Raw genomic sequence first — 19,862 nt, forward strand, 5'->3', positions numbered from 1 at the left:
CGCCGTTGTCTGTTGTCTCCGCATTACAATTGGCCGATCCGTCGATGGGTGGTGTACGTGGGTCGCCCTCGGCGACACCGTTGGACGACGATAGGTGTTTCACCAGGGTGAGTACGTCGAATGAACAGAGAAGATCACATCGTTCACGGCTTCAAGGCAACGCTCGTTGCGCGCGCGATCTACATGCTCTCGAGCGCGCTGTTGATGTTCGTCCTGGCGCGGTACCTGCTCGACCCGGACGGGTACGGCGCGCTGTACTGGGCGATCGGGGTGCTGACGATCATCCAGCTCTTTGCGGATCTCGGACTCTCGCGGTCGGTCGCCCGGTATCTCTCCGAGTATCGCGAGACGGATCCGGGACAGGTACCGCATCTCCTCAAGACGACGGTCGCCGCCAAGCTCGTCCTGATCACGTTCATCGCGTACGTCCTGTTGCTCTACCACGAGTGGATCGCGATCGCGCTCGGCGAACCGGAGGCGATCCCCTTCCTCGCGGCGGGCGTCCTCTATCTCATCGTTTTTTCGTTCAGTACCTTCTCGCAAGTGGCGTTTCAGGGTTTCAATCATCTCGGTTACAGTGCTATCGTCCAGGCGATCAGTGGCGTGGGACGGCTGCTCTTCGCCGTTGCGTTCGTCCTCGCCGGCTTCGGGGCGCTCGGCGCCTTTTTCGGCTACATCGTCGGCTACGCGTTCGCCGCTATCGTTGGCATGGGAATCCTCTACTACGGCTTCTACAGGCGCTACGATCCGGCCGATGAGTACGAAGAGGGGCTCTCGCGACGGCTGCTCGAGTACAGCGTGCCGCTGACGGCGACGCAAAGCGCGAACGTCATCGACAAGCAGATCGACATCGTGCTCGTCGGTCTCTTTCTCAATCCCGCTGCAGTCGCGTTCTACACCCTCTCGAAGCAGATTTCGGATTTCGTCCTCGCGCCCGCCGAGTCGCTCGGCTTTACCATCTCGCCGAACTTCGGCGAACAGAAGGCGGCCGGCGAACTCGAGAAGGCCAGACGGATCTACGAGACCTCGCTGACGAACGTGTTGTTGCTCTACATTCCGGCAGCGGTCGGCCTTGCGATCGTCGCGGGGCCGTTCTTGACGATGGTCTTTGGGACCGATTACGCGGCGGCGGTGCCGGTGTTGCAGGTGCTTGCAGGTTTCGTCGTGTTGCAGGCGGTTACGAACCTGACCAGCGACAGTCTGGACTATCTCGGGCGTGCTCGAGCGCGTGCCATCGCCAAAGGCGTAACGGCGATCGCCAACTTCGGGCTGAACATCGTGTTGATCCCCTGGATCGGCGTCGTCGGCGCGGCACTTGCGACGGTCGCGACCCACACGGTGTACGTGGCGGTGAACCTCTACGTCGTCCACACCGAACTCGGGCTGAACGTCATGCGGCTCGCCCGAACGACGGGCCTGGTCTGTGCGATCACGGGCGTGATGGGCGCGGCCGTCTTGCTCGTGACGCCGCTGGTCTCGAGTCTGTTCATGCTTGGTGGTGCGATCGCACTCGGAGCCGTCACCTGGGCGCTGCTCGCGGTGCTCAGCGGGCTGGTCGATCCGGGACAGGTGCGGTCGGTCATCAGTTAGTGCTGTGTGTGGCCGACCACCAACCTCTCGACTCGAACTGACTGAACTGCCAATACTTATCCGATGGGTGGGAGTCTAGCCTGTATGGCCGGTGCAGATCCCGTGACCGTCGGGGTATTGAGTCTTCATACGAGCAAGGAAACCAAAGCGATTCTCAACGCCGTCGAGGACCTCGGACACGACACCGAGTGGCTTCGCGCGGAGAACACGTCGATCAGCGTCACCGACGGTAGTCCCGTCCTCGAGCCCGACGTCGACGTGATCGCCAACCGCATGTTGCTGTCGAACACTGAACAGCCCGCCGAGGAACTGGGCCTTGCGAACACGTTTTCACAACTGGTGCCGACGTTGAACGAGCCGGATTCGGTGCTGACCGCGATCCACAAGCTCTCGACGGCGACCGCGCTGGCGTCGAACGACGTCCGGACCCCCGACGTCACGCTCGCGTTGAGCGCCGATCGACTGACCGCCGCACGGGGACGGTACGGCGAGGAGGCGGTCTACAAGACGGCGATCGGCACCCACGGCGGTGGGACGTGGAAGGTCGGCCCCGACGACCCGATCAACGCCAAGGTCGGCAACCGGTATGCCTTCCTGCAGGAACTCGTCGATCAGGAGGACGTCCGCCACCGCGACCTGCGCGTCTACGTCGTCGGCGGCGAGGTCGTCGCCGCGATGTACCGCTACGCGCCGGACAACGACTGGCGAACCAACGTCGCGCTCGGCGGCTCCGTCGAGGATGCAACCGACGATCTCCCCGAGGAAGCCCGCGAGATGGCCCAGCGCGCGGCCGACGTCGTCGACCTCGATTACGCCGGCGTCGACCTCGTCGAGGGCGACGAGGGTTGGTTCGTCCTCGAGGTGAACCCCACGGCCGGATTCAAGGGGCTCTACGAGGCGACACAGGTCAGCCCCGCACCCCATATCGCCAAACTGGCGATCGAACGTGCCGGGGGCGAGGTCGACAACGACCGCGTGCAAGAGCTCTCGAACGTGCTCGACGACTCCCGGCCGACGGCCCAGCCCACGGAAGCGATGACACAGGATACGGAGCCGGCAGTGATCGGATACACCGAGGAGGTCGTGCTCTCGGGAACCAGCGGCTCGAAATCGGTGCTGGCAAAATCTGACACCGGCGCGACGCGGACCAGCATCGACACGAGTCTCGCCGCCGATATCGGCGCTGGACCGATCAAGTCCATCACCCGCATCCGCTCCGGGAGCAGCAAGCAGGCCAAGAGCCGTCCCGTCGTCGACGTCGTCGTCGGCGTCGGCGGCAATCAACACACCGTCACGGCAAGCGTCGAGGATCGCAGCCACATGGACTACCCCGTCTTGCTAGGTCGGGATATCCTCGAGAACTACCAGGTCGACGTCAGCCGCCGGATCGACAGTGACGCGGCCGACACCCCCGAGGAAGAGGAGTAACCGACGAGTCCGCGACGGCGACGGAGGAATCAAACCTCGATTTCTCGAGAGTGGATTTGGGTGTAGCGTGTCCTGGTCGGGCCGAGACGAATTCGGACGTTCGCTCGAGTAGTTCACAATCCAACATGTTATTTCCCGTCTCTGCAACTATCCTTGGTTAATGAAACACAAAATCTACTTTTTCTCACACTTATCTTTCGTCAGTTCGTGTAATCACCGGCCCGAATCGTCGATGAGTGATAACAATCAGAGCACTGACGCAGCGTCATGGAAGCGCCCACCACGGAGGCCGAGAAGAGCCGAGGGCCGTCGCCAACAAAGCCGATGACCTCAGTCAGACGCCCAGAACACCCGCAGCGCCGGACGAGCGGGACGCTGCTGAGAGACGACCACTGCGCTCTCGAGAATCTGGGCCAGGTCCGTTGAAACCCGCAGGTAGCGACAGTCGAAGCAGATGTACTGCATACACAGTCCGGCCCGACCCTGATAAAAACTCATGAAAGCATAAGATCGATTTGGATACAACAAAGACTTCGTTACCGAAGTAGAAAATCTTAATATGCGAAAGTAGTAATCGTCTCACGATGGCTGGATCCGACCAAGAGTGGTGGCCGAATCAGTTGAGCCTGGAGATTCTCGATCAGAACGCTCAGGACGCCGATCCGTACGGCGAGGAGTTCGACTACGCCGAGGAGTTCGAGAAACTCGACTTCGAGGCCGTAAAGGAGGATATCGAGGAAGTTCTGACGACGTCACAGGAGTGGTGGCCGGCTGATTACGGACACTATGGGCCCCTGATCATTCGGATGGCGTGGCACAGCGCCGGGACGTACCGCACCACCGACGGCCGTGGCGGCGCGTCCGGCGGTCGCCAACGCCTCGCGCCGCTCAACAGTTGGCCCGACAACGCGAACCTCGACAAGGCGCGCCGACTACTCTGGCCGGTCAAGCAGAAGTATGGCCGCAAACTCTCGTGGGGCGATCTGATCGTCCTGGCCGGGAACGTCGCCCTCGAGTCGATGGGCTTCGAGACGTTCGGCTTCGCCGGCGGCCGCGAGGACGACTTCGCGCCCGACAAGGCCGTCGACTGGGGGCCCGAAGACGAGATGGAAGCGTCCGAGCGCTTCGATGAGGACGGGGAGCTCGAGGAGCTCCTCGGCGCGACCGTGATGGGGCTAATCTACGTGAACCCGGAGGGACCGGACGGTGAGCCGGACCCCGAAGCGTCGGCCGAGAACATTCGAGAGTCGTTCGGCCGGATGGCGATGAACGACGAGGAAACGGTCGCGCTCATCGCCGGCGGCCACACGTTCGGGAAGGTTCACGGCGCCGACGACCCCGACGACCACGTCGGCCCCGAGCCCGAAGCGGCCCCGATCGAGGAACAAGGTCTCGGCTGGAAGAGCGAGTACGGCTCCGGAAAAGGAGCCGACACGATCACCAGCGGGATCGAGGGCCCGTGGAACACCACCCCGACCCAGTGGGACATGGGATACATCAGCAATCTCCTCGAGTACCAGTGGTGGCCGGAAAAGGGTCCCGGCGGTGCGTGGCAGTGGACCACACAGAACGGCGAACTCGACGAGGCCGCACCGGGCGTCGAGGACCCGTCGGAGAAAGAAGACGTGATGATGCTCACGACGGACATCGCGCTGAAGCGGGATCCGGACTACCGGGAGATCCTCGAGCGCTTCCAGGAGAACCCACAGGAGTTCCAGGAGACCTTCGCGAAGGCGTGGTACAAGCTGATCCACCGTGACATGGGTCCGGAAGAGCGGTTCCTCGGGCCGGAGGTTCCCGACGAGACGATGATCTGGCAGGATCCGCTCCCCGATGCCGACTACGAGCTGATCGGCGAGGACGAGGTCGCCGACCTCAAAGCGGAAATCCTCGAGTCGGACCTGTCGGTTTCCCAGCTGGTCAAGACCGCCTGGGCGGCGGCATCGACCTACCGCGACAGCGACAAACGCGGCGGCGCGAACGGGGCCCGGATTCGCCTCGAACCCCAGCGGAGCTGGGACGTCAACGAGCCCGACGAGCTCGAGACGGTACTGGAGACCCTCGAAGGGATTCAAGCGGAGTTCAACGACTCACGAGCCGACGGCGTGCGGGTTTCGCTCGCCGACCTGATCGTGCTGGGCGGCAACGCAGCCGTCGAGCAGGCAGCAGCGGATGCCGGGTACGACGTGGAGGTCCCGTTCGAGCCGGGCCGAACCGATGCCTCGCAGGAACAGACCGACGTCGAGTCCTTCGAGGCGCTCAAGCCAAACGCCGACGGGTTCCGCAACTACCTCGGGGACGAGGCCGAGCGCAAAGCCGAGGAGTTGCTGGTCGACAAGGCTGATCTGCTGGACCTGACGGTCGATGAAATGACGGTTCTGGTCGGCGGGATGCGCACGCTGGGTGCGACCTACCAGGACTCGGACCTCGGCGTCTTCACCGACGAGCCGGAGGCACTGACCAACGACTTCTTCGAGACCGTACTCGGCATGGACTACGAGTGGGAACCGGTCTCGGACGACAAGGAAGTCTTCGAACTGCGCGACCGCGAGACGGGTGAGGTCGAATGGAAAGGCTCGCGCGTCGACCTCATCTTCGGGTCGAACTCCCGACTCCGCGCCATCGCGGAAGTCTATGGGTCCGAAGACGGCGAGGAGAAATTCGTGCAGGACTTCGTGGACACGTGGAGCAAGGTCATGAAGCTCGATCGCTTCGACCTCGAGTAACCGAGCCGCGACGACCGTTCGGCGGACGGCCGCCGTCACTGCGGCCGTTCCACGGCAGGTCCGTTATCGGACGCGCGTGCCGATCATTCGCTGTGGATGACGACTTCGTCGTCCGTTATCTCTTTTATTTGTGACGCGTCGACCGGATAGTCCTCGTCACCGTGACCGCCCCAGTCGAGGCGTGCTTTGAGTCGATCCGTGAGGCCCGGTTCCGGATCGATGTACGCCGTCTGCCCTTCGACCTCGGCGACCATGCCGATCTGTTGGCCCGAATCGTCGATCACGTCCTTGCCCTGCTCGTCGTGGGTGAGTTCGATCGTCGCCGGCTCGGTTGCCTCGTCCGTCGTTCCCGTGCCGGTTCCGGTCTCGGCGCTGGCCGTGGCCCCGGCGGGTTCGGTCTCCATTTCGCCGGTCGTTTCAGTTTCCATCCCGCCGGCTTCCATCGCACCGTATTCCTCGACGTCGATGATCTCGCCCTCGATTACGTCGCTGGCGACCACCTCGGACTCGAGCAGTTCGGTCTCCTCGAGGATGTATCGCATCTCCACTTGCTCGCTCACTTCCTCCTCGACCGTCCGGCGCTCGATGAGTTCGCTCCGGACGGTATCGCCCTCGGTCCGCTGGCTCTGGATCACTTCCCGTTCGATCACTTCGTCGGCCATCACGTCCGAGCGGACGACGTCGCTTTCGAGGATCGATCGCTGGACGCTATCGAGTTCGATGTCCGTCTCGACCGCCTCGATCTCGTCGCGCTCGAGTTCCTCGTCCTGCTCGATGTCGACGTCGACGACGCGGCTCTCGACGGTGTAGCGTTCGATCTCCTCGATGGTTTCGAGGTAGGCCTCGTCGACGATCAGCTCGATGACGTCGTCGCTCACGAACTCGGTGTCGACGATCTCGCGGCTCAGGAGTTCGGAGTCGACGACCTCTCGCTCGATCATATCCGTGTCGATCACTTCGCTCTCGATCGTGTCCCGTTCGACTATCTCCTGTTCGATCACCTGTGTCTCGACGATTTCGGTCGTCACCGTCTCGCCGCGTCGGAGCGAGTCCTCGAGTTCGTCGCGACCTAGATCGGCGCGGTCGAACGCCTGCTCGCGCTCGACGATCTCGAAAAAGCCCAACTCCTCGCCCGTCGGTTCTTCCTCGTGATAGACGAACACGAGGTCCTCGTCCTCGAACCGGTCGTTGAACTCGTCCCAGGTGTACTCTTCGTGTGTTTCGCCGATCTCGTCCCGGCGGGCGAACGAGTGGCCGTGGTCGTCGCTGTCCCGAACCCTGACGGGAACGGCGTCGTGGGCCTCGGCCCACTCCCTGATCCGCTCGGGATCGGTTGTCATTCGTCGTTGTTCGGCTGTGCCTGTCTCGGTCGAAGATGTATCGTCTACCATCTCCCTAAGCGCTAGAATCGATCTGTACTTCAGTCAACAGGGCCGTCCCGTCGGTGTACTGTCTCGTTTCTCGAGACCCCTCTCGTGGCCTGCATAGTCGGGTGTGTAATTACGCCTTAGCCGGTCGATCCGACAGTCCTGCATACTTTTTCCGACGGATAAGAGCGTATTACACGGCTCGGCCCAGCCAAGAAATATCTGCCAGATGTTAGATCTCGCTCCGTCCGAACAACGCGCTTTTGATCGCTCGACCCTCTCCATCGATGACGATGGCCGATCCCGACTCCACCGCTCGCAACGCACCCGAGTCCGTCCTCCGAGAGGACCCCGTGCTGGCCGGCGTAATCGAGCGCCGCGAGCCACATCCGCTCGAGCCAGTCGCAAACGAGTTCGAGCGCCTCTGCGTGTCGATCATCAACCAGCAGCTCTCGACGGCAAGCGCCGCGGCCGTCCGCGAGCGCGTCTTCGAGGTTCTCGACGGCGAAGTCACTCCCGACACGGTGCTCGCCGCGTCTCGAGACGCACTCCGCGAGGCCGGCCTCTCGCGGACGAAAGTCGACTACGTCGAAAACGCCGCTCGCGCGTTTCAGGAACGCGATCTCACCCGTGCTGGCCTGGCCGAGTACTCCAACGAGGCAGTGATCGCCGAACTCACCGAGATCACAGGGATCGGCGAGTGGACCGCCAACATGTACCTCATGTTCGTCCTCGAGCGACCGGACGTGTTGCCGCTTGGCGATCTCGCGGTTCGACGAGGGATCGAGGGGTTGTACAACGACGGTGCGGACCTGACGCGAGCCGAGATGCGCGAGATCGCCGAGCCGTGGCGGCCCTACCGGAGCACCGCGACGCGGTACATCTGGGCCGAATACGAGGCCTGATACGGTTTGCTGTGACGATTTACCGGTGCAACCGCAGGTCGGTCGCGGTTGCACCGGCAATGACTGACAGTAGACCGTATGACGGCGGTCCGGACAGCCACACCCTCCGCTCGGACTGCTCGTCTCGAGTCGGTTACTCGAGGTGGTGATAGTCGAGTTCGTACCCTTCCTCGAGGGCGTCGCGGACCGGCTCGCTCGGTTCGGCGACCCCTCGGCGTTGGATCGAGAGCCCGCCCTCGTCGGCGGCGACGATGAGGTTCTGTCGCCAGTTCGGATTCGTCTCCGAGTAATCCGTCCGGTAGTGTGCGCCCCGGGACTCGGTTCGCTCGAGGGCCGTGCGGAGCAACACCTCGGCGACGATGAGGCTCATCGAGAGATCGACGGCGTACTCGAACGACCGGGCGGTGCGGTCGCCGTCGACCCGGAGGTCAGCCGTTCGGGCGCGCAGGTCCTCGAGTCGGTCCAGTCCCTCGCGCAGGCCCGCCTCGTCGCGGAGGATGCCGGCGTGATTCCACAGCAACTCACCGAGATCCTCGAGCAGCGTCTCGGGCGTGACGTCGCCGTCCGAGGCGGCCAGCTCCGCGAGCGCACCGAACTCGCGTTCGGCCAGGGCTCGCTGGCCGTCGGTGATCGAGGGGTCGTGGTCGCCCGCAGCGACCTGCTCGCTGACGTGCTCGCCGACGAGTTTGCCGATCGCGACGGTTTCGGCCAGCGAGTTGCCACCGAGGCGGTTTGCCCCGTGAACGCCCGCGACGGCCTCGCCGACGGCGTACAGTCCGTCGACGCCAGTCTCACCCGTTTGGAAGTCGATGTCGACGCCACCCATCGTGTAGTGGGCCGTCGGCCCGACTTCCATCGGCTCTTCCGTGATATCGACGCCGAGGTCCCCGAACCGTTCGACCATCGTCGGTAGTCGCTCGCGGATGTACTCGGGGTCGCGATGGGAAATGTCGAGATAGACACCGCCGTGTTCGGTCCCCCGCCCCTCGCGAACCTCCTGGGCGATCGCTCGTGCGACCACGTCTCTGGCGTCAAGTTCCATCTGGTCCGGCGAGTAGCGTTCCATGAAGCGCTCGCCCTCCGAATTGTAGAGTCGGCCACCCTCCCCGCGGACGGCCTCCGTCACGAGTCGACCGTCCCACTCGTCGCCGTAGCGTTCCCCGACCATTCCGGTGGGGTGGAACTGGACGAACTCGGTGTCGAGGAGTCGGGCGCCCGCCTCGAGCGCCAGCGCCTGGGCGTCGCCGTTGTTCTCGTCGTCCCGCGAGGAGTGGCGTCGATAGGCCGCCGAGAAGCCACCCGCCGCCAGCACGACGTGGTTCGTTCGGAACAGCAACCCATCGCCGGTCTCCATGTCGAACCCGACTGCGCCGTCGACGCGGGTGCCGTCCGAGAGCAGTCGCGTGATCATCACGTTCTCGCGGTAGGGAATCTCGAGGGCCTGTGCCCGGTCGATCAGCGTCTCGAGCATGACCTCGCCCGTTCGATCGCCGACGAAACAGGTCCGGCGGTACGACTGCGCGCCGAAGTAGCGCTGGTTGATCTTTCCGTCGTCGGTGCGGGCGAACGACATCCCCCACTCGTCGAGTTCCCGGATCTGGTCTGGCATGTGTTTGGCCGTCAACTCGACGGCCTCCGGATCGTTCAGGTGGTGGCCCTCGTTCAACGTGTCCGCTGCGTGGATCGGCCAGTCGTCCTCGGGATCGAGCGAGCCGAGCGCGGCGTTGATCCCGCCGGCCGCCCACGTCGTGTGAGCGTCGCCGTAGTCGCGCTTGCCGACGACGAGCGGCTCGAGACCCGATTCGGCCAGTTCGATGGCGACTCGAGCTCCGGCAGCACCCGCCCCGATGACGAGCACCGGCGTCGTGACGACGTCGTACGCGACCTCGTGGTCACGAGCGTCGTCTTCGTCCCCGCCCTGAGTCGGCAGCCGTCCGTCGACGCCACCGGCATCGTCGGCCGTCGGTACACCCTGGTCAGCAGGCGGTATTTCTGTCATCACGATAATGTATGGGCTGGTCGAATATAGCTCGCGCACCAAACTACGCAAACTGGCGAAAACAGGCAGAATGAGCCCACAGTCACGGATTCAGTACGCAATATGATCGAGGCGATCCGGGCGGGTGTGGCCGATCGGGTGGTGGCGTGGTTCGACGCGTCGCCGGGCGGTCGCGGCTTATACGGACTCCCGTTAGTCAGTTCCGGCGCGTCCACACGACGGATTGTGTGTGCGCCGGGATCCAGTGATAGTGGACCGTCTCACTCCTCGAGCTGGGGCCGGTCGACGTCTTCCGGCAGATCCGGTTCGACGTTCGCGAGCCGCATCGCGTTGCCGGTCACGCCGAGGCTCATTCCCATGTCGCCGATGACGACCGCGTGAATCACCGTCACGATGCCGAGGGGTGCGCCGGCTGCCAGCACCGCCTTCACAGCCAGGCTCGCCCAGATGTTCTGGCGGATGACGCCGTTTGCCGTATTCGAGAGTCGGTAGAGATACGGCAGTCGCGTCAGATCGTCGCCCATCAGCGCCACGTCGGCCGTCTCGAGGGCCGTGTCAGTCCCCGCCGCACCCATCGCGATACCGACGCTGGCGGTCGCGAGCGCGGGCGCGTCGTTGATCCCGTCGCCGATCATGGCGACGTGGCTGCCCGTCTCGTCGCTGTCGCCGTTGCCTTCCTCCTCGAGCCGCCTGATCCACTCGAGTTTCTCGTCGGGGAGCAACTCGGCGTGGTACTCGTCGATGCCGACCTCCTCGGCGATCGCGCGAGCGGTGCCTTCGTTGTCGCCGGTGAGCATCACGACGCGAACACCGTGTTCCTGCAGTCGCGAGACAGCCCACGCGGCTTCGGGCCGGACCCGGTCCGCGACGGCGACGACACCTATCGGGCCGTCCTCGGTGCCGACGACCATGACGGTCTTGCCCTCGGCCTCGAGTTCGGGAACGACGTCGCGCAACACGTCGAGACAGCCCTCGCGGTCGCAGTCAGGCCGCGAGTCGGCCGCGAGCGCCGTCCCGCCGTCGGTCGTGACGTGGGCGTGCTCTAAGTCAGCCAGCCCCTCGAACAGCCCGGGTTTGCCGACGTAGTGGGTCTCCCCGGCGATCTCGGCGCGGATTCCCTTCCCGGTCAGGGCCTCGAAGTTCGAGACGGCCGGCTCGTCGGGGTCGATCCCCTGCTCTTTGGCGTAGCCGACGATCGCCCGCGCCAGCGGGTGTTCGCTCCGGCGTTCGGCCGCGCTCGCCCGGCGGAGCACGTCGGCCTCGTCGGCCCCCTCGAGTGGGATCACATCGGTCACCGACAGGTCGCCGGTGGTGAGCGTGCCCGTCTTGTCGACTGCGAGGACCTCGCTCTCGGCGACCGCCTCGAGGTAGCGTCCACCCTTGATCAGGACGCCGTTGCGTGCGGCGCTGGTGATCCCCGAGACGACGCTGACCGGCGTCGAGATGACGAACGCACAGGGGCAGGCGATGACCAGCAGCGTCAGCCCGCGCAGGAACCAGGTGTTCCACGATGCGCCGACCACCAGCGGCGGGCCGGCGGCGACCGCGATTGCGAGCGCGACGACGATCGGCGTGTAAACGCTCGCGAAGCGGTCGACGAACTGCTCGCGTTTGGTTTGCTCGCGCTCGGCGTCCTCGACGAGTTGGACGATCCGGGCGATCGTCGAGTCCTCGGCCGTGTGCTCGACGTCGATCTCGAGGTACCCCGACTCCGCGATGGTGCCGGCGAAGACCTCGTCGCCGGCCGTCTTGTCCGCGGGGACGCTCTCACCCGTGATCGGGGATTCGTCGACCGCGCTCTCGCCCTCGCGGACGGTGCCGTCAGCGGGAATCTTCTCTCCCGGCCGCACGACGACGCGGTCGCCGACCGCGAGATCGTCGGCAGGGATCGTCTCCTCGGAGCCGTCCTCGCGTTTGACAGTCGCGGTGTCCGGCGAGAGGTCCATCAGTTCCCGCAGCGAGTCGCGTGCCCGGTCCATCGAGTACGTCTCGAGCAACTCGGCGATATTGAACAGGACGGCGAGCATGGCCCCCTCGAACGGATGGTGGGCTGCGACCGCGGCGATGATGCCGACGGACATCAGGAAGTCGATGTCGAGGCTCCGATTGCGCGCGGAGTAGTAGCCGTTCCGAAAGATCGGCATGCCGGCGACGGCCGCGATCACGATGAAGAGCAGTGTCGAGAGGGCGTAGCTCCGCCCGGCGACCGCAAAAAGAGTCGGGTTGAGCCCAGTGACGACGAACTCGAGGGCCATCCCGACGGCGACGCCGACGGCACCGACACCCGTGATAACAGCCCGTCGACTCTTCCAGACGGGTTCGGCGTCGGCCATCGGCTCGCCGTCGGTGTCGAGCGGCGTCGCGTCGTAGCCGGCGGACTCGATCGCGTCGGTGATCGACTCGGGATCGGTCCCTTCCTCGACTCCGACGGTCACGCGGCCCGACGTGGGCCGGGTCTCGATCTCGTCGACGCCGTCGGCCCCCTCGAGGGCGTTTTCGACTTTGGTCGCACAGGAGGCACAGTCCATGTCGGGAACCGACACGGTCAGCTCGTCACGAGAACCATCGCCGACGATCTCGTAGCCGGCCGCCCGAACCCGCTCGCGGATCTCCGCATCGCTCGTCCGCGTCGGGTCGTATTCGACGACGAGCCGGCCGCTGGTTACCCGCGCGTCCAGGTCGTCGATCCCCTCGAGGCGGTCGACGCTGTTGGTTACCTTGCCGGCACACGTCGAACAGTCCATCTCCGGGACGCGAAGCTCGAGGGTGCGCCTCGAGGCCGGCCCCTCGCCTGCATCCGGCGGCGAATCCTCAGTCATTACTCGACTGTACTTGCTCGTCCCACATACGGGTTATTCGGCGTGCGCCAAACGATGTCCGGATTTGCCTCTTAGCGACCGGCCACGATCGGCTCATCCCACTCGAGCGAGCCGGTATCGACGAACGTGGTCGCGAGGCTCGCCTCGGCCCGCCGGAGCCGGTAGGAGAGCGTCGAGCGTGGCACGTCCAGTTTCTCCGCGAGTTCCGAGAGGTCGGTCCGTCGCGGGGTCTCATAATAGCCGTATTCGACGGCGGCCTGCAGCGCCGCCCGCTGTTCGGCCGGCAGCGATTCGTCCGCGCCGTCTTCCTCGCGACCTGGATCGAGATCGGTCAGTCGGAGCATCTCCATGCCAGCACACTCGCCGACCTCGTCGCCGAGCGCGTCGAAGAAGTCGCCGACCGGCGCGTCGCGCCCGAGGACGATCCGCCAGCGGTAGCGCCGTCCCTCGCGGTAGGTTTCAAAGAGCAGCCCTTCGCCGAGATACTCGAGTGCGAGGTGGGGGACCGACGTACAAACGTCGGTGCGATCCCAGTAGGTGTAGACGACGAGCTCGTCGCTCGAGCGATCGAGCAACTGCGTCTCGCAGTCGGCCCCGCAGTCGTCCCGGACCAGACAGTCCGCACAGTAGGTCGGCTCGCGGTAGGCCGACTCCAGCGCCTCGATACCCGCCTGCGAGCCGGTCGCGTGATCGACCCGCCAGAGGCTCTCGGGCGTGACGTGACACGCCAGCGACCGCACCGTCGTCTCCGGGTTGGCCTCGAGGACGTCCGCGACCGGGTTCGTGCCGGGATCGTACTCGAGGGCGAAGACGAACTCTCTCATGACGAGGCTGTAGGGGCCGACACGACAAAGGATTGCTGGCGAGGGATAGCAGTGGCCGAGAGCGCGGCTCGAGCGACAGTGAGAGTCGCGCGATCCGGGGAAGGGCAGGTTATTCACCGATATCCACCGCGAGCGAACCCGGTAGGTGAGCGAGCGGGCCGACGACTGATGTGGAGTGACGTGAAGCGTCACGGAACGGAAGGAGGAGGCTTTTGATCAACATTTTGCCGAGCGACCGAGAAACGCGAGGGAGCGCAGCGCAAAAGGTTGGTTCTCAGTCCAACAGCTCTCGCGCGATGATGTTCTTCTGGATTTCGGTGGTCCCCTCGTAGATCTGGGTGATCTTCGAGTCCCGGTAGAACCGTTCGACGGGGAAGTCGTTGACGTAGCCGGCCCCACCGTGGACCTGGACGGCCTCGTCGGCGACGTCGACGGCGACGCGGGAGGCGTACTCCTTGGCCATCGAGGCGAGCTTGGTGATGTCGTTGCCCTGGTCGACGTTCCAGGCGGCCTTGTAGGTCAGGTTGCGCGCGGCCTCGGTCTGGGTGGCCATGTCAGCGAGTTTGTGCTGGATGGCCTGGAATTCCGAGATGGATTTGCCGAACTGCTCGCGCTCCTGGGCGTACTCGAGGGCGGCCTCGAGGGCACCCTTCGCGATGCCAAGTCCCTGTGCGGCGACGCCGGTGCGGGTCTCGTCGAAGAAGTACATCTGTTGCATGAAGGCGGCGTCGCGGGTGCCGATGAGGTTCTCCTCGGGGACGCGGACGTCGTCGAAGACGAGTTCGGCGGTATCGGAGGCGCGGATGCCCATCTTGCCGGTGATCTTGTCGGCGGAAAACCCGTCGCGGTCGGCCTCGACGACGAGCTGGCTGAACCCGTTGTAGCGACCCTCGGCGTCGGGATCGGTCTTGCAGAGGACGACGAAGAAGTCGCCGACGGAACCGTTGGTGATCCACATCTTGTTCCCGTTGATCACCCACTCGTCGCCGTCCTTCTCGGCGCGAGTCGAAACCGAAGACACGTCCGAGCCGGTGTCGGGTTCCGAAATCGCCGCGCCGGAGATCTTCTCGCCTTTCGCGACCGGCTCCAGGAACCGCTCTTTCTGGTCTTCGGTCCCGAACTCGCGGATGGCCTCGGTCCCGAAGGAACTGGCCGTAATCGAGAGCGCGATGCCCGGGTCGTGCGCGAACAGTTCCTCGATGATGAGCACCGATTCGAGCATCGAGTAGCCGGCACCGCCGTACTCTATGGGGATCGAGGCACCGACCAGCCCCATCTCGGCGGCTTTATCGACGATTTCGTGGGGGAACGCCTCCTCGGTGTCGTACTGCTCGGCGTTGGGGACGATCTCGTTCTCGGCGAACCGGCGGACTTCGTCGCGGATCTGCTGGTGTTCTTCGGTGAGCCCGAATTCCATGCGAATGTGTTCCAAACGAAGCGGTAAAGAGCTTTGTAACCCGTAGTAAACAAAAATATAGTTTATGCATCATGTGGGGGAAACGTTGAAACGCCTCCACATAGGACGTTTGGACATGGAACTCGAGGATATCAACACCATCGCAGTTCTGGGAGCAGGCAACATGGGCCACGGCATCGCGGAGGTCGCCGCCATCGCGGGCTACGATGTCTCTCTACGTGACATCAAAGACGAGTTCGTCCAGAACGGCTACGAGCAGATCGAGTGGTCGCTGGGCAAACTCGCCGAAAACGGCCAGCTCACCGAGGAAGAAGCCGACGCGGCCCTGGAGCGCGTGACGCCGCTGGTCGACATGGAGGAGGCCGTCGCCGACGCCGACGTCGTCATCGAGGCCGTCCCCGAACAGATGGAGATCAAAACGGACGTCTACACCGACCTCGAGGCGGTCGCCCCCGACCGGGCGATCTTCGCGACGAACACCTCGAGTCTCTCGATCACGGACCTCTCGGAAGTCACTGACCGCCCCGAGCGGTTCTGTGGGATGCACTTTTTCAATCCGCCGATCCGGATGGATCTCGTCGAGGTCATCTCCGGCGAGCACACCGCCGACGAGACGCTCGACGTCGTCGAGGATCTCGCCGAGGACCTCGGGAAGACCCCCGTACGCGTCCGGAAGGACGTTCCCGGGTTCATCGTCAACCGGATCCTCGTTCCCCTGATGAACGAGGCCGCGTGGCTGGTCGAGGACGACGTCGCCACGATCGAAGAAGTCGACGCGACGACGAAGTTCGACATCGGACTGCCGATGGGGAGTTTCGAACTCGCCGACTACGTCGGCATCGACGTCGGCTACCACGTCCTCGAGTACATGCATGAGGTCGCAGGCGAGCGCTACGAGCCGTGCCCGCTGCTGGAAGCGAAAGTCGACGACGAGGCGTTCGGGCAGAAGTCCGGGGTCGGCTTCTACGACTACGAGGATGGCGACGGCGCGGACGTTCCGATGGACGAGGACCTGTTCAACGAGACCGTCAAGGAGCGCCTGCTCGCCGTCGTCGCGAACGAAGTCGCCTATCTCGTCGGTGCGGACGTCGCGTCGCCCGCGGAGATCGACACCGCAGTCAAACTGGGTGGCCGCTGGCCGAAAGGGCCCGCGAAGTTCGCAGACGAGTACGGTGTCGAAACGCTCGCCGACGCGCTCGAGGACGCCTACGAGGAAACCGACCATCCACGGTACGAACCCGTCGACCATCTCGCCACCGTCGCCGAAGCGGGTGGCTTCTACGACGACGCGGATGCGGGGGAAACGGACGAAAAACCGGAGTTCGACACGATCGCGGTGACCTATCCCAGAGAACGGGTCGCACAGATCGAACTCGATCGGCCCCAGCAGATGAACTCCATCAGCATCGACCTCATCGAGGAACTCGACGCTGCACTCGACCTCGTCGAGGACGATGACGGCGTTCGCGCCCTCCTGTTGACGGGTGCCGGGTCGAAGGCGTTCTCCGCCGGCGCTGATTTCATGAGCATCGCCGGCAGCGGCACCGATCCCTACAACGCGATCGAACTCTCGAAGTACGGTCAGGAGACGTTCGGTCGCCTCGAGGAACTCGAGTTGCCGGTCGTCGCCGCGATCGACGGCTACTGTCTCGGCGGCGGGATGGAACTCGCGACGTGTGCTGATATCCGGCTTGCGACCTCGCGTTCGGAGTTCGGCCAGCCCGAATTCAACCTCGGGCTGCTTCCGGGGTGGGGTGGAACGCAGCGGCTCCAGCGCATCGTCGGCATGGGTCGTGCGAAGGAGATCATCTTCACCGCAGAGCGGTTCCCTGCCGAGGAGATGGCCGAGTTTGGCTTCGTCAACGAGGTCGTCGACCCCGACGAGTTCGAGACGGCCGCACGCGAGTACGCCGCCAAACTCGCCGGCGGCCCGCCGCTTGCGATGCGCTTTACGAAACGCGCGATGCACAAAGGCTGGGATAACCACGAGGCCGGACTCGAGGTCGAATCGATGGGGTTCGGCCACGTCGTCAACTCCGAGGACGTTCACGAAGGCATCAACGCCTTCTTCAGCGACGACGAGCCCGAATTCGAAGGGAAATAACGACGACTCCGGCGATTACCGCCGAGTTGCTGTGTCGCAATAATCGTGGCAGCCGATTCGGTCCCGCATGTGCTGCCGGGTTCGGTAGTCGATGGTATAACCATATTTAACAGTGGTCGCGAGATTTATCACCCAGAGGAACCATTGGTGATGCGTGGTTGTAACCGATGAAGAGAACGGAGGGGTTTCCCAATGAGTGACGGGACCGAGGTCCTCGTCGTCGACGACGAGGCTCGACTCGCGGACCTGTTTGCCGCCTGGCTCCAGGACGACTGGACGACCGAGACGGCTTACGATGGCGAGGAAGCACTCGAGAAAATGGCTGCCTCCGTCGAAGTCGTTCTGCTCGACCGGCGGATGCCCGGGCTCTCCGGTGACGACGTTCTCGAGCGAATCCGCGAGCAGGGATACGATTCGCGAGTCGTCATGGTAACGGCGGTCGATCCTGACTTCGACATCATCGAGATGGGGTTCGACGACTATCTCGTCAAGCCAGTCTCGAAGGACGAACTCGTCGCGATGGTCGCCGACGTCGTCGGCCGGTCGGATTACGAGGCGGATATCCAGGAGTACTACGCGCTCGTTTCGAAGAAGGCACTCCTCGAGTCGGAGAAGGCAGACCGCGAACTCGCGACCAACGAGGAGTATCTGGACCTCTGTGACCGGGTCGACGAACTCGAGGCGCGCGTCGACGGGACGGTCGCCGAGATGACCACCCACGACGAGTTCGTCGGCGCGTTTCAGGACCTGCAGTCCGACCAGTAGTCGTTGGAACTCGAACCGGCCCCACCGTCCTCGCTTTCGGCCGCGGTGACTGCCAATCCGTGTCGGGTAGTGACGTCGTCGACGATCTATAGTGGCCACCGAAAGTCAATGCACACCTGATCGCACGACGGCTGTGCGATCAGCGTGTGAATCGTTTCGGTTGTTACTATAGTGGCCGATCCCCGCCTCCCTGGAACCGACGAGCCTGACAATCAGGGCGCCTGCCGATAGATCAAGTTGCGCTGGATTTCGTTTGCACCCTCGTAGATGACCGGCACTCGCGCATCGCGGTAGACACGAGCGATCCGGCGCTCGTCCAGAATCGACCGTCCGCCGTGGAACTGCATAGCCTGCTCGGCAACGTCGACGGCCGTTTCGGTCGCTTTCGTCTTCGCCATCGCCGCCCAGTAGCCCGCGTCGTCCCTGTTCGCGACGTTCTCGCAGGCACGCCACGTGAGCGTTCGGGCGCTCTCGAACTCGAGGAGCATATCCGCAAGGCCGTGCTGGACGCTCTGGAAGTCACTGATCGTTCGGCCGAACTCCTCGCGGTCGTGTGTGAACTCCCAGGCCTCCTCGATGGCGGCCGCGGCGAGGCCGAGCCCGTGGCCGGCGACGGCGATGCGGCCGTGATTGAAGAAGTCTGCGAGCAGCATGAAGCCGGCACCCTCCGCGCCGATCAGGTTGTCCGCGGGAACCCGACAGTCGTCGAACTCGATGTGGGCCTGCTTCGAGGCGCGCATCGCCATCTTTTCGGGGATGTGCTCGGCGTCGTAGCCGTCCGTGTCGGTCGGGACGATAAACAGCGAGTGGTTCCCGTAGGGGTTGTCCTCATCGTCGCCGGTGCGGGCATACACGGTGATCCAGTCCGCCTCGACACCGTTGCCGACCCAGTACTTCTCGCCGTTGATGACGTACTCGTCACCATCTCGTTCGGCTCGTGTCTGCATCCCCGCGAGATCGCTGCCGGTTTCTGGCTCCGAGACCGCCAGTCCCGAGCGCTGTTCGCCGTCCGCGACCGGTCGAATGTACTCCTCACACTGCTCGTCGGTACCGTGTTCGTAGGTGATCTCACAGCCGAAACTGGCCAACTGCAGCGTCAGCGCGATTCCCGCGTCGGCCCGGTAGAACTCCTCCGTGAGCGCGAGCAACTGCGCCAGATCCAGTCCTCGTCCGCCCCACTTCTCGGGAATGTCTTGTGCCACGAGGCCAGCGTCTCGGCCCGCCTCGAGGATCTCTTCGGGGTACTCGCCGGCCTGAAAGTACTCCTGGGCGTTCGGTTCGATGTGCTCGCGTGCGAACTCGCGGGCCTCGGTTTTGATCTCGCGTGCATGGTCCGGAACGATGCGCTCGTCGAGTAGGTCCATGACGTATGGGATGTTCCCACAATGAAAATAGGCGAGGGTAAACAATGCAACCCGAGAACGCGGCCCGCATGGCACGGTTCCCGCCGTGCCGACGGGTCCGCTATCGGATCGTGCGGGCGAAATCGTCGACGGAGCCGGCTGCCGCTGCGTGGTCCTCGAGGCGGAAGATGTCCCAGACGAGATCGGCCAGCGGATGGATGTAGAGGACGGCGCCGGTCAGGATCGCGAGGGGGACGCTGGCGAGCGCAATCGCGGGGACCACGACGCCGCCGATTACGACGTGGCTCAACAGCCGGGAGAGGACGCCGACGTCACCGGGCTCGAAGATCCGCGACTGGTCGGCGACTATCGCGGTGGGGTTAGAGAGACAGAAGCGGACGGCGTCCCAGCTTCCGGTCCTGACTCGAGCGATGAGGAAGTGATCGAGATCGATGCCGACGCCGACGGCGGTGCCGTAGGCGACGATGGCCGCGGTAGGGACCGAGTAGCCAAAGAGGGAGACAGGCGGCAGCAGGACAGTCAGAACCACAGCAACGGCGGCCGACGCGGCTGCG

Annotated in this window: 14 protein-coding genes; 6 read left to right on the forward strand and 8 right to left on the reverse strand. The window is 64.2% G+C overall.

Annotated elements, in window-relative coordinates; genetic code table 11:
- Positions 1-120: 120 nt before the first annotated feature.
- Positions 121-1,590 (forward strand): flippase, encoded by a 1,470-nt coding sequence (locus ACFR99_RS14555; protein ID WP_390288582.1) that lies wholly within the window; start codon positions 121-123, stop codon positions 1,588-1,590.
- 84 nt (positions 1,591-1,674) lie between these two features.
- Positions 1,675-3,018 carry a RimK family alpha-L-glutamate ligase gene (locus ACFR99_RS14560; RefSeq protein ID WP_390288584.1) on the forward strand — a complete coding sequence of 448 codons (1,344 nt, stop codon included), beginning with the start codon at positions 1,675-1,677 and terminating at the stop codon, positions 3,016-3,018.
- Positions 3,019-3,348: 330 nt separating this feature from the next.
- Here ACFR99_RS14560 and ACFR99_RS14565 read toward each other — a convergent pair whose 3' ends face one another.
- Entirely contained in the window at positions 3,349-3,483 is a 135-nt protein-coding gene (locus ACFR99_RS14565) for a hypothetical protein (RefSeq protein ID WP_390288586.1), read from the reverse strand.
- A 119-nt stretch (positions 3,484-3,602) separates the two neighbouring features.
- On the opposite strand from ACFR99_RS14565, the gene katG reads away from it, so the two are divergent.
- On the forward strand, positions 3,603-5,744 hold the full coding sequence (katG, locus tag ACFR99_RS14570; RefSeq protein WP_390288588.1) for a catalase/peroxidase HPI: 2,142 nt from the start codon (positions 3,603-3,605) through the stop codon (positions 5,742-5,744).
- A gap of 83 nt (positions 5,745-5,827) precedes the next feature.
- Here the strand turns inward: katG and ACFR99_RS14575 are convergent, their stop codons facing one another.
- Positions 5,828-7,135 carry a hypothetical protein gene (locus ACFR99_RS14575; protein ID WP_390288590.1) on the reverse strand — a complete coding sequence of 436 codons (1,308 nt, stop codon included), beginning with the start codon at positions 7,133-7,135 and terminating at the stop codon, positions 5,828-5,830.
- Positions 7,136-7,398: 263 nt separating this feature from the next.
- Here ACFR99_RS14575 and ACFR99_RS14580 point away from each other — a divergent pair, with 263 nt between their 5' ends.
- Complete coding sequence (locus tag ACFR99_RS14580; protein ID WP_390288592.1) at positions 7,399-8,016, forward strand: DNA-3-methyladenine glycosylase family protein; 618 nt, start codon at positions 7,399-7,401, stop codon at positions 8,014-8,016.
- A 133-nt stretch (positions 8,017-8,149) separates the two neighbouring features.
- On the opposite strand, the gene ACFR99_RS14585 is transcribed toward ACFR99_RS14580, so the two are convergent.
- From ACFR99_RS14585 to ACFR99_RS14600, 4 genes are all read right to left on the reverse strand, one after another.
- On the reverse strand, positions 8,150-10,015 hold the full coding sequence (locus ACFR99_RS14585) for an L-aspartate oxidase (RefSeq protein WP_390288594.1): 1,866 nt from the start codon (positions 10,013-10,015) through the stop codon (positions 8,150-8,152).
- Positions 10,016-10,275: 260 nt separating this feature from the next.
- Positions 10,276-12,834 (reverse strand): heavy metal translocating P-type ATPase, encoded by a 2,559-nt coding sequence (locus ACFR99_RS14590; RefSeq protein ID WP_390288596.1) that lies wholly within the window; start codon positions 12,832-12,834, stop codon positions 10,276-10,278.
- 71 nt (positions 12,835-12,905) lie between these two features.
- A complete protein-coding gene (locus ACFR99_RS14595) occupies positions 12,906-13,658 on the reverse strand; it encodes a helix-turn-helix domain-containing protein (RefSeq protein ID WP_390288598.1) in 753 nt (250 codons plus the stop codon).
- A gap of 274 nt (positions 13,659-13,932) precedes the next feature.
- Positions 13,933-15,075, reverse strand: coding sequence for an acyl-CoA dehydrogenase family protein (locus tag ACFR99_RS14600; RefSeq protein ID WP_390288600.1), 1,143 nt, complete (start codon positions 15,073-15,075; stop codon positions 13,933-13,935).
- A gap of 115 nt (positions 15,076-15,190) precedes the next feature.
- Between ACFR99_RS14600 and ACFR99_RS14605 the strand changes: the two genes are divergently transcribed.
- Positions 15,191-17,179, forward strand: a complete 1,989-nt coding sequence (locus tag ACFR99_RS14605) for a 3-hydroxyacyl-CoA dehydrogenase/enoyl-CoA hydratase family protein (protein ID WP_390288602.1) — start codon at positions 15,191-15,193, stop codon at positions 17,177-17,179.
- A gap of 192 nt (positions 17,180-17,371) precedes the next feature.
- Positions 17,372-17,944 (forward strand): HalX domain-containing protein, encoded by a 573-nt coding sequence (locus tag ACFR99_RS14610; RefSeq protein WP_390288604.1) that lies wholly within the window; start codon positions 17,372-17,374, stop codon positions 17,942-17,944.
- Between the two features lie 212 nt (positions 17,945-18,156).
- Here the strand turns inward: ACFR99_RS14610 and ACFR99_RS14615 are convergent, their stop codons facing one another.
- Both ACFR99_RS14615 and ACFR99_RS14620 read right to left on the reverse strand, forming a co-directional pair.
- Entirely contained in the window at positions 18,157-19,308 is a 1,152-nt protein-coding gene (locus ACFR99_RS14615) for an acyl-CoA dehydrogenase family protein (protein WP_390288606.1), read from the reverse strand.
- A gap of 100 nt (positions 19,309-19,408) precedes the next feature.
- Positions 19,409-19,831 carry a hypothetical protein gene (locus tag ACFR99_RS14620; RefSeq protein ID WP_390289124.1) on the reverse strand — a complete coding sequence of 141 codons (423 nt, stop codon included), beginning with the start codon at positions 19,829-19,831 and terminating at the stop codon, positions 19,409-19,411.
- Positions 19,832-19,862: the final 31 nt, after the last annotated feature.

This window comes from Haloarchaeobius amylolyticus (assembly GCF_042678045.1).
Classification (GTDB): domain Archaea; phylum Halobacteriota; class Halobacteria; order Halobacteriales; family Natrialbaceae; genus Natrinema; species Natrinema amylolyticus_A.